This window comes from Lysobacter antibioticus HS124 (genome assembly GCF_000336385.2).
In the GTDB taxonomy this organism is placed as follows: domain Bacteria; phylum Pseudomonadota; class Gammaproteobacteria; order Xanthomonadales; family Xanthomonadaceae; genus Lysobacter; species Lysobacter firmicutimachus.
The window spans coordinates 99,454-110,395 of sequence record NZ_HG424481.1; the positions used below are offsets into that span (position 1 = coordinate 99,454).

Consider the following 10,942-nt stretch of genomic DNA (forward strand, 5'->3'; position numbering starts at 1 on the left):
ACGAGGACGCCATGAACGACGAAATCGACGCAAGCGAGCGCGAACGACGCGACGAATTGGAACTGCGCCGCCTGCGCTGGCGCTGCCGGCGCGGCATGCGCGAACTGGACCAGTTGTTCGGCCGCTATCTGGACCGCGCATGGCGGCAGGCTTCCGATGCCGAGCGCGGCGTTTTCCTACGGTTGCTGGAAACCGAGGACGATAAGCTCTGGCACTGGTTCATGGGCCACGAGACTTCCAGCGATGCCGAATTGCAGCGACTCGTCGAATCGATCGCAAAGCTGCCGCCCTGAGCGCGGTCTCGCCGCGCTGGCGGCGTCATCGGCGCGCCGGGGCAGGGCGCTGGTCGCCTGGAGCCTGATCGGCTCGGGCGCGCGGCCGGCGGCCGCCGCACAGGCCGGCGCAGCGAGCGAGGAAGGCCTGCTGTGGCGTCCTTCGCGCCTGCTCGCGGCCGGCCTGATCGCCTTGGGTCCCGCCGCCGCCTGGGCCTGCCTCGGCAGCGAACTGGCGCCGCCGCTGGCCTGGCCGCTGTCGGCCGCAGCCCTGGCCTGGGCCGCGCATTCGGCCCGCAGCGAATTGCGCCGTCCGCCGCAGCGCCTGCTGCTGCGCGGCGGCCGCGCCTGGCTCGACGGACGCCCGCTGTCGTCCTGGAGCCTGCACTGGCGCGGCTGGCTGGCGCGCCTGGAGTACCGCGACGACGAGGGGCGCCGCGGCCGCCTGCTGTGGTGGCCCGACACCCTGCCGCCCGCGCAGCGGCGTGAACTGCGGCTGGCCGCCGCGGTCTCATTGCCCACGGCTCAGCCGCGATCGGTGGCACCATGAGCCGGGATTGGGGATTGGGGATTGGTAAAAGCGGTGGCGTGCGATCTGCTTCTGAGAATCCCTAATCCCTAATCCCTAATCCCGATCCCGAATCCCGATCCCGATCCCGATCCCGAATCTCCGCTTCCACCAATCCCGAATCCCAAATCCCCGCCCTGATGTTCAAACCCATCTCAGTAGCCATCGGCCTGCGCTATCTGCGCGCCAAGCGCCGCAACGGCTTCATCTCCTTCATCTCGCTGGCGTCGATTGCCGGCATCGCGCTCGGCGTGACCGCGTTGATCACCACCCTGGCGGTGATGAGCGGGTTCCAGCGCGAGATCCGCGACCGCATGCTGCAGATGGCCGCGCACGCCACCGTCAGCGCCTATGGCGAGCCGCTGACCGAGTGGCGGCTGGCGGTCGGCAAGGCCCAGGCCGATCCGCGCGTCGCCGGCGCCGCGCCCTACATCGAGAAGGAAGCGTTGCTGTCGGCGACCCGGCAGCAGCCGGCGATCATCCGCGGCGTCGATCCGGCGCAGGAGCGCAAGGTCTCGGTGCTGGCCGACAAGATGGTCGAGGGCAAGCTCGATTCGCTGACCCCGGGCAGCTTCAACATCGTGCTCGGCAAGGAACTGGCGCTGTGGATGGGCGCGCAGGTCGGCGACAGCGTGGTGGTGATGACCGCCGACGGCCGCAGCACGCCGATGGGGGCGATGCCGCAGCTCAAGCGCTTCACCGTCAGCGGCATCTTCGAGGCCGGCTACAACGAGTTCGACAAGGGCCTGGCGGTGGTCAACATGCACGATATCCAGCGTGTGCTGCGGATGGGCGAGGGCGTGACCGGCGTGCGCCTGCGCCTGCACGACATGGATCAGGCCTGGGACGTCGCCCGCGACCTCTCGGTGAGCCTCGGCGGCCCGTACCGGATCAGCGACTGGAGCAGCGACAACGCCAACATGTTCCGCGCGTTGAAGATGGAGAAGACGGTGATGGCGATCCTGTTGTCGCTGATCATCGCCATGGGCGCGTTCAACCTGGTGTCTTCGCAGGTCATGCTGGTCACTGACAAGCAGGCCGACATCGCGATCCAGCGCACCCTCGGCCTGACCCCGATGAGCGTGATGCGCATCTTCGTCGTCCAGGGCACCCTGATCGGCATCATCGGCACCGTGCTCGGGGTGGTCGGCGGCATCGTCCTGACCCTCAACCTCGAGCACATCCTCAAGGCGATCGAGACGCTGCTCGGCGTGCAGTTGCTGCCGGAGGACGTCTACTACATCACCGGCCTGCCGACCGACCTGCAGACCAGCGACGTGGTGATCATCGCCGGCGTGGCTTTGGCGATGGCCTTCCTGGCCACCCTCTACCCGGCCTGGCGCGCGGCGCGCACCGCGCCGGCGGAGGCCTTGCGCTATGAGTGAGGCGTCGATGCATTCCAATTCCAACGTCGCCGACGTGGTCCTGCAGTGCCAGGGCCTGGCGATGACCTATGCCGAGGGCAAGCTGCGCACGCCGGTGTTCCAGGATCTGGACCTGAGCGTGCGCAAGGGCGAGACCGTGGCCATCCTCGGCGCGTCCGGCGCCGGCAAGAGCACGCTGCTGCATTTGCTCGGCGGCCTCGACACGCCGACCGCGGGCGAGGTCTACGTCGCCGGCGAACGCATGAGCGCGCTGTCCGATCGCGCACGCGGCCTGCTGCGCAATCAGGCCTTGGGCTTCGTCTACCAGTTCCATCACCTGCTGCCGGAGTTCACCGCGCTGGAGAACGTGATGCTGCCGGTGCTGCTCGACGGCCGCAGCCGTTCGGCCACCACCGCGCAGGCCAAGCAGCGCGCGCGCGACCTGCTCGAAGCGGTCGGCCTGGGCCATCGCCTGGACCATAAGCCCGGCGAACTCTCCGGCGGCGAGCGTCAGCGCGCCGCGGTGGCGCGCGCGCTGGTCAACCGGCCGGCCTGCGTGCTCGGCGACGAGCCCACCGGCAATCTCGACGAGAAGACCGCGGCCACGGTGTTCGAGCTGATGCTCGCGCTGAACCGCGATCAGGGCACCAGCCTGGTGTTGGTGACCCACGACCGCCGCCTGGCGCGGCGCCTGGACCGCGTGCTGGAACTGCACGAGGGCAAACTGCGGCAACTGGACGCCGCCGAGGTGTAGCCATGTTCGATGCGGCAAGGACGCCGCCGTTCGGAAAACGCGTAGCGATCGGAGTGTTGGCCGGCATCGGTGCCGGCCTGGCCTTGCCGCGCGTATGCCCGTGGGGTTGGTCGATCGCGTTGGCGGCGTTGGCCGTCGCGCTGTGGTGGCGCCGACCGGGCTGGCGTTGGCCGGCCGCGCTCGCGTTCGGTTTCGCCTGGGCCGGTGTGCATGCGGCCTGGGCGCTGAGCCTGCAACTGCCGCCGGACTGGGAGAAACGCGAAGTCGCGCTGCGTGGCCGCATCGTCGAGTTGCCGCTGCACGAGCCGCGCCGCTCCCGCTTCGATTTCCGCGTCGACGACGATGCCGCCCAGCCGGCGCCGCTGCGCGGCCGCTTGCTGCGCCTGTCGTGGTACGACGAGGACCCTCAGCCGCGCTCGGCCCTGCGCGCGGGCCAGCGTTGGCAGCTGCGGGTACGCCTGCGCGCACCGCGCGGGCTGCGCAACCCGGGCGCGCCGGACGCGGAGCGTTACGCGTTGATGGACCGGCTGAGCGCGACGGGTTATCTGCGTCGGGTGGACGAAGCGCGTCGCCTGAGCGAAGCGAGCGGCTTGCAGGCCTGGCGCGAAACCCTGTCCGACCGCATCGCCGCTGCGGTGCCGACCGGCGGCGCGCGCTTCGTGCGCGCACTCGCGCTGGGCGACACCCGCGGCCTCGACCCGCGCGACTGGAGTGTGCTGCGCGCCAACGGCCTGACCCATTTGATCGCCATTTCCGGCTTCCACGTCGGCCTGGTCGCCGGCGCCGCGGCCTGGTTGGCGCGGGCCCTGTGGTGGCTATGGCCGGGCTGGGGTCGGCGTTGCCCGGCGGCGACGGCGGCGGCGGTCGCGGCGATGCTGGGCGCCGGCGCTTACGCCGCTGCGGTCGGCTTCGCTCTGCCGACCGTGCGCACCTGGCTGATGATCGCGGTGGTCGCCGGTCTCAGCCTGTCGCGGCGGGGCTGGCGCGGTTTCGATGCGCTGGCGGTGGCGGCGATCGCGCTTGCTCTGGTCGACCCGCTGGCCTTGCTCGGCGCCGGTTTCTGGCTCAGCTTCCTGGGCGTGCTCTGGTTGATGTGGTGTCTGCCCGCCGATACGGCCGACTCCGGTTGGCGCGCGCGCCTGGGAGGGCTGCTCGGCGCCCAGGGCGTGTCCAGCCTGGGCCTGCTGCCGGTGGCGGCGCTGCTGTTCGGCCAGGCCTCGCTGGCCGGCCCCTTGGCCAATCTGCTCGCGGTGCCGTGGTGGAGCCTGCTGGTGGTGCCGCTGGCCTTGCTCGGCACCGGCCTGGAGTTGCTGTACGCCGGCGCGGGAGCGCCGCTGTGGCGCGCGGCGGCGGCCTGTTTCGAGCCCGGCTGGCCGCTGTTCGAGGCCCTGGCCGACAGCGGTCTGGCGTTGTGGTGGTTGCCCGAGCCGCACTGGTACGCGCTGCCGTTGGCCTTGGCCGGCGCGTTCTGGCTGCTGTTGCCGCGCGGCACGCCGGGCAAGGCCCTGGCCGTCCTGCTGTGGCTGCCGCTGTTGTGGCCGGACCGGCAGCTGCCGCGCCGGGGCGAAGTGGAACTGGTGGTGGTCGACGTGGGGCAGGGGCTGTCGGTGCTGGTGCGCACGGCCGGTCACAGCCTCTTGTACGACGCCGGCCCGGCGGTGCGCGACGGCTTCGACGCCGGCGAGCGTGCGGTGCTGCCCAGCCTGCGCGCGCTCGGCGTGCGCCAGCTCGACCGGGTGGTCGCCAGCCACGGCGACAACGACCATGCCGGCGGCCTGGGCGCGGTGCTGGCCGAGTTCCCGGCGCCGCTGACGGCGCCGCCGGAGGTGTCCGGCGAGGCCATGCGCGGATTGCGCAGCGCGGCCTGCCGGGCCGGGCAACGCTGGGACTGGGACGGCGTACGCCTGCGCTTCCTGCATCCGTCCGCCGACTTTCCTTATCTCGGCAACGAGTCCAGTTGCGTGCTGCGGATCGACAGCGCCCACGGCAGCGCGTTGCTGACCGGCGACATCGGCGAGGTGATCGAACGCGACCTGGTCCGGCGCGCGGCCGAATCGGCCGACGAGCGCCTGCGCGCCGACGTGGTCCTGGTCGCTCACCACGGCAGCGGCGGCTCGTCCGATCCGGCCTTCGTCGCCGCCACCGGCGCCCGCCATGCCCTGATCTCGGCCGGCCACGGCAACCGCTTCGGCCATCCGCGCAAGCCGGTGCTGCAACGCTGGCGCGAGGCCGGCGCCCGCACCTGGCTGACCGCCGGGCAGGGCGCGCTGCGGGTCCGGCTGGGCGCGGGCGGCATCGCCGTGGAAACGCGACGCCAGACACACCCGCGCCTGTGGGATGCGACCCGGCGCACGGACCCTGGGCTATCCTATCGCCCGGATTGAAGTCGGCCACGGGCCGGGGGTTCGCGAGTGCTGGAACTGGTCAAGGCCGGCGGTTGGCCGATGATTCCGTTGTTGATGTTGTCGGCGGTGGCGCTGGCGATCATCGTCGAACGCTTGTGGACCCTGCGCCGGCGCGCCGTGCTGCCGCCGAACCTGGGCCAGGAAGTGCGTACCTGGGCGGCCTCGGGCAAGCTCGATCCGGCGCACATCGAGTCGCTGCGCGCGACCGCGCCGCTGGGCGCGCTGCTGGCCGCGGCGCTCGACGTCCGCCACCGCCCGCGCGAGGAGATCCGCGAGCGCGTCGAGGACGTCGGCCGGCATCTGGTCCATCGCATGGAGCGCTACCTGAATACGCTGGGCACGATTTCCGCCGCAGGCCCGCTGCTGGGCCTGTTCGGCACCGTGGTCGGCATGATCCAGATGTTCCTGGTCATCAACGACCACGGCATCGGCGACGTCAACCAGCTCGCCGGCGGCATCGGCAAGGCCCTGGTCTGCACCGCCGCGGGCATGATCGTGGCGATCCCGGCGTTGATCGCCCATCGCTGGTTCCGCGGCCGCATCGCCGAGTACATCGTTGCGATGGAGCACGAGGCCATCGCCCTGGTCGACGTGCTGACCCCGGGCACCGCCGAGGCGCGTGCGCACGAAGCGCGTCCGCCGGTGCGCCTGGCCGGCGGCCAGGCCGGCTGAGGCGGCGCCGCATGCGTATCCGCGACCACCGCGCCGACGACGAGCCGGAGATCAACCTGGTCCCGTTGATCGACGTGATCCTGGTGCTGATCATCTTCTTCGTCGTCACCGCGACCTTCGATGCGCGCTCGGTGCTCAAGCTCGAGCTGCCGCGCGCCACCGGCGAACCCGCCGGCGACGCCAGCAAGGCGTTGATCGTGCTGGTCAACGCCGACGGCCGCTACTTCGTCGGCGACCGCGAAGTGCTGCGCGACGACCTGGAGTCGCTCAAGACCACTATCGCCGAGGTCGCCGGCGACGACCGCGACCGCACCGTGATGCTGCGCGCCGACGCGCGCACCCCGTACCAGGCCGTGGTCACCGTCTACGACGCGCTCGGCCAGCTCGGCTTCCGCCGGATCATGAACGCGACCGCGCCGCCGCAACCCAGCGCGGCCAAGCCGGCGACGGGGGCCGCGCGGTGACGGCAGCCGCCTCGCCCTGGCAGACCTATCGCCGGTTGCTGGAATTCTCGCGGCCCTACCGCGGACTGCTGTGGATCGCGGCGCTGGGCATGGCGATCGAAGCCGGCGCCGGCGCCGCGTTCACCAAGTTGATGGAGCCGATCATCAACGAGACCTTCATCGCCAAGAACCGGGCGGTGGCGCTGTGGCTGCCGGCGGCGATCGTCGGCGTGTTCGTGCTGCGCGGGGTGGCCGGGTACCTGACCGACTACTTCATGGCCAAGTCCGGCCGCGGCGTGGCCCGCGACCTGCGGGTGCGGGTGTTGGACAAGTACCTGCGCCTGCCGGGTTCGCGCTTCGACACCGAACCGGTGCCGTCGATGCTGGTGCGGCTGGGCTCGGACAGCGACCAGGTCGCGCAGGCCGCGGTCGACGCGCTCAAGGTGATGGTGCAGAACTCGCTGCAGGCCTTGGCCCTGCTGGCGGTGATGATCTGGACCAACTGGCAGGTGACCATCGCGGTCGCGGTCATGGCGCCGCCGCTGGCCTGGGTCATGGACAAGGTCGGCCGCCGCTACCGCCGCATCAGCCATCGCATCCAGGAGAGCGGCGCGCAGCTGCTGCTGTCGGCCGACCAGACCCTGTCCAACCAGCAGGAAGTGAAGGTCTACGGCGCGCAGCCGTCGGAACTCGCGCGCTACGGCGCGATCGCCAACGATTACCTGCGGCTGAGCCTGAAGGTCGAGTCCACCCGCAGCATCGCCTCGGCCATGGTCCAGTTGATGGGCGCTACGGGACTGGCGCTGCTGCTGCTGGTGGCCGGCTACGAAACCTCCGCAGGACGCCTCAGCGCCGGCGGCTTCGTCGCCTTGATGATGTCGATGATGGCGATGATTCCGGCGCTGCGGCAGCTGACCAACGTGCAGAACATGCTGCAGCGCGGCGTCGCTTCGGCCGAGCGCCTGTTCGAAGTGCTGGACGCGGCCGAAGAGCCGGACCAGGGCGAGCGCGAACTCGCCCGCAGCCAGGGGCTGATCGAATTCCGCGCCGTCACCGCGCGCTACCCGGGGCAGGCTCAGCCGGCGCTGTCGGACATCAGCTTCGTCGCCCGCCCGGGCTCGGTCACCGCGATCGTCGGCCGCTCCGGCAGCGGCAAATCGACCCTGATCAAGCTGATCCCGCGCTTCTACGACCCCGAGGCCGGGCAGATCCTGCTCGACGGCCATCCGCTGGCCGAGTACCGGCTCGCCGACCTGCGCCGGCAGATCGCCCTGGTCGGCCAGCAGGTGATGCTGTTCGACGGCACCATCGCCGCCAACGTCGCCTACGGCGAACTGCAGGGCAGCGACGAGGCGGCCTTGCAGCGCGCGGTACAGGGCGCCAACGCGGCCGAATTCATCGAGCGCCTGCCCGAGGGCGTGGACACGTCGATCGGCGCCAAGGGCGGCAAGCTCTCCGGCGGCCAGCGCCAGCGCCTGGCGATCGCCCGCGCCATGCTCAAGGACGCGCCGATCCTGATCCTCGACGAGGCCACCGCGGCGCTGGATACCGAATCCGAACGCCTGGTCCAGGACGCGCTGGAGCGGCTGATGCCGGACCGCACCACGCTGGTGATCGCGCACCGCCTGTCGACCATCGAACACGCCGACCAGGTGCTGGTGCTGGACCAGGGGCGGATCGTCGAACGTGGCCGCCACGCCGAACTGCTGGCGCAGGGCGGCCTGTACGCGCATCTGCACCGCATGCAGTTCCGGGACGGCGAATGAGCGGGGCCGAGCGCCGCCCCGGCGTGCCCGGGTTCTGGTACGACGACCTGCCGGTGCCGGCTTCCGCACGGCTGCTGTCCGGCCTGTACGGCGCGCTGACCGGCCTGCGCCGCAGCCTGTACCGCAAAGGCCTGCTGCGCCGCCGCCACCCCGGCGTGCCGGTGGTGGTGGTCGGCAACATCACTGCCGGCGGCGCCGGCAAGACCCCGCTCACCATCGCCCTGGTCCAGCGCCTGCAGCAGGAAGGCTGGAAGCCGGGTGTGGCCAGCCGCGGCTACGGCCGCGACGAGGCCAAGACCGCGCGTTGGGTCGAGCGCGACACCGATCCGCGCCTGGGCGGCGACGAGCCGGTGCTGATCGCCCGCCGCACCGGCGCGCCGGTGCGGGTCGACCGCGACCGCGCCGCCGCCGCACGCGCCCTGGCCGAAGCCGGCTGCGACGTGATCGTCTGCGACGACGGCCTGCAGCACTACCGGCTGGCGCGCGACATCGAAATCGAAGTGATCGACGGCCGCCGCCGTTACGGCAACGGCCAACTGCTGCCGGCCGGACCTTTGCGCGAGCCGCCCGAGCGCGCGGCGTCGTGCGATTTCCGTGTGGTCAATCTGGCCGGCGCGGCCGGCGAGCCGGCGGCGAGCAGCGGCTTCGGCGAATGGCCGATGCGGCTGATCGCCGACCAGGCGACGCCCTTGCTCGGCGGTCGATCGCTGCCGCTGGCCTCGTTCGCCGGCCGGCGCGTGCACGCCGTGGCCGGGATCGGCGATCCGGAGCGCTACTTCGCCATGTTGCGTGGCGTCGGCATCGCCGTGGTCCCGCATGCCTTCGCCGACCATCACCGCTACGTCGCCGAGGATTTCGGGTTCGGCAGCAAGCTGCCGGTGCTGATGACCGAGAAAGACGCGGTCAAGCTGGCCCTGGACGGGCCGGACGCGTTCGCCACCGACGCGCACTACAGCGTGCCGGTGCGGGCGGAGTTGCCGGAGGCCTTGTGGGTGGCGCTGCTGGACAAGCTGGCCGCGCATCGCCGCCGCTGAGCGCCGCGACGGCGCCCGACGCCGCTAGACTGCATTCCGACCCGCCGTCGCGCACCGCACGCTGCGCAGGCACCGTTTCGCCTTGGAACCGAACATGAGCCAGGACTTCGTCGTCGCCATCCCCGCCCGGTATGCCGCCTCGCGCCTGCCGGGCAAGCCGTTGCGTCCGCTCGGCGGCGAGCCGCTGGTGCTGCACGTCGCCCGGCGCGCGCTCGCCGCCGGCGCGCGCGAGGTGTGGATCGCCACCGACGACGAACGCATCGCCCGCGCCCTCGACGGCAGCGGGGTGCGGGTGGCGATGACCTCGCCCGATCACGCCTCCGGCACCGACCGCCTGGCCGAGTGCGCGGATCTGGCCGGTTGGGGCGACGACACCGTGGTGGTCAATCTGCAGGGCGACGAGCCGTTCGCGCCGGCCGCCGGCATCGTTGCTACTGCGGCGACCCTGCGCGACAGCGGCGCCGAGATGTCGACCCTGGCCACGCCGATCGAGCAAGTCGAGATCCTGCTCGATCCCAATGCGGTCAAGCTGGTCCGCGCCGGCAACGGCGATGCGCTGTACTTCAGCCGCGCGCCGATTCCGTGGCCGCGCGACGCCTTCGCCAAGGACCGCACGCGCATGCCCGGCGGCGGCGAATGGCTGCGCCATATCGGCATCTACGGCTACCGTGCCGGGTTCCTGCGCAAGTTCGCCAAGCTGCGCCCGGGCCGGCTGGAGCAGGTCGAGTCCTTGGAACAACTGCGCGCGCTCGAAGCCGGCTACCGGATCGCGGTCGGGATCGCGCCCGAACCGTTCCCGCCCGGGGTCGACACCCCCGAGGACCTGGCTCGCGCCGAAGCTCACCTGGCCGCGCCGGCACCGGGCGAGGGCGGCTGAGCATGCGCTTGCTGGTGGTCTGCCTGGGCAACATCTGCCGCTCGCCGGTGGCCGAGGGCGTGCTGCGCGCGCGCATCGCCGCGTCTTCGATCGCCGGGCGGGTCGAACTGGATTCGGCCGGCACCGGCGACTGGCACATCGGCGAGCCGCCGGACCGGCGCTCGATCGCCAACGCCGCCGGCCACGGCGTCGACATCGCCGGTCTGCGCGCGCGTCAGATCCAGGCCGCCGACTACCGCCGCTTCGATTGGCTGTTGTGCGCCGACCGCGCCAACCTGCGCGACGTGCGCGCCCGCGCGCCCAAGGACGCGACCGCGCAAACCGCGCTGCTGCTGGATTGGTGCGGGATCGGCGAGGACTGCGAAGTGCCCGACCCCTACACCGGCGGGCCGGCCCAGTTCGAACATGTGTTCCAGTTGCTCGACCGCGCCGCCGACGGCGCGATCGCGCGCTTGCGCCAGGAGCTGCGGCGGGGCTGAACGCAGGCCGGCGCGGTCGTTTGCCGATCGGCCTGGACGACGGACCGGGCCGCGTCGGCGGCCGTTGCGAGGCCTGGCGGGACGGTTTCGCCGCCGCTGGGCCGTGCGTCGAAACGCCGCCGGACGGGCCCGACGCCAGGGCGCGTGGCCCGGTCCGCGGGGCGTGCGCCTGTCCAGCGGGCGTAGACCCGGCCGGTTCGGCGCTGCGTCCCGGTCGCGGCCCTTGCGCTCGCGCATAATCAACCCAATTCAGTAGCCGCTCACGCCAAAACTGCTCCGGACTCCCGCCCGCCGCCCCCCGCCGCCGA

The 10,942-nt window shown here is 71.8% G+C and carries 11 protein-coding genes; all 11 read left to right on the forward strand.

Features of this window, described 5'->3' with window-relative positions; translation table 11 throughout:
* Positions 1-11: 11 nt before the first annotated feature.
* Complete coding sequence (locus TX83_RS08765; RefSeq protein WP_064747570.1) at positions 12-293, forward strand: succinate dehydrogenase assembly factor 2; 282 nt, start codon at positions 12-14, stop codon at positions 291-293.
* Positions 244-822, forward strand: coding sequence for a hypothetical protein (locus TX83_RS08770; protein WP_064747571.1), 579 nt, complete (start codon positions 244-246; stop codon positions 820-822). The genes TX83_RS08765 and TX83_RS08770 overlap by 50 nt, the downstream gene beginning before the upstream one ends.
* A gap of 158 nt (positions 823-980) precedes the next feature.
* Complete coding sequence (locus tag TX83_RS08775; RefSeq protein ID WP_064747572.1) at positions 981-2,225, forward strand: lipoprotein-releasing ABC transporter permease subunit; 1,245 nt, start codon at positions 981-983, stop codon at positions 2,223-2,225.
* 7 nt (positions 2,226-2,232) lie between these two features.
* On the forward strand, positions 2,233-2,958 hold the full coding sequence (gene lolD / locus TX83_RS08780) for a lipoprotein-releasing ABC transporter ATP-binding protein LolD (RefSeq protein WP_425606017.1): 726 nt from the start codon (positions 2,233-2,235) through the stop codon (positions 2,956-2,958).
* 2 nt (positions 2,959-2,960) lie between these two features.
* Positions 2,961-5,342 (forward strand): ComEC/Rec2 family competence protein, encoded by a 2,382-nt coding sequence (locus tag TX83_RS08785; protein ID WP_064747574.1) that lies wholly within the window; start codon positions 2,961-2,963, stop codon positions 5,340-5,342.
* A gap of 27 nt (positions 5,343-5,369) precedes the next feature.
* Entirely contained in the window at positions 5,370-6,035 is a 666-nt protein-coding gene (locus TX83_RS08790; protein WP_075575066.1) for a MotA/TolQ/ExbB proton channel family protein, read from the forward strand.
* An 11-nt stretch (positions 6,036-6,046) separates the two neighbouring features.
* Positions 6,047-6,499, forward strand: a complete 453-nt coding sequence (locus TX83_RS08795) for an ExbD/TolR family protein (protein WP_064747575.1) — start codon at positions 6,047-6,049, stop codon at positions 6,497-6,499.
* Entirely contained in the window at positions 6,496-8,244 is a 1,749-nt protein-coding gene (gene msbA / locus TX83_RS08800) for a lipid A export permease/ATP-binding protein MsbA (RefSeq protein ID WP_075575067.1), read from the forward strand. Before TX83_RS08795 ends, msbA begins: the two co-directional genes overlap by 4 nt.
* Positions 8,241-9,278, forward strand: a complete 1,038-nt coding sequence (gene lpxK, locus TX83_RS08805) for a tetraacyldisaccharide 4'-kinase (RefSeq protein WP_064747576.1) — start codon at positions 8,241-8,243, stop codon at positions 9,276-9,278. Before msbA ends, lpxK begins: the two co-directional genes overlap by 4 nt.
* 94 nt (positions 9,279-9,372) lie before the next feature.
* On the forward strand, positions 9,373-10,155 hold the full coding sequence (gene kdsB, locus TX83_RS08810; protein ID WP_064747577.1) for a 3-deoxy-manno-octulosonate cytidylyltransferase: 783 nt from the start codon (positions 9,373-9,375) through the stop codon (positions 10,153-10,155).
* 2 nt (positions 10,156-10,157) lie between these two features.
* Complete coding sequence (locus TX83_RS08815; RefSeq protein WP_064747578.1) at positions 10,158-10,634, forward strand: low molecular weight protein-tyrosine-phosphatase; 477 nt, start codon at positions 10,158-10,160, stop codon at positions 10,632-10,634.
* Positions 10,635-10,942 lie beyond the last annotated feature (308 nt).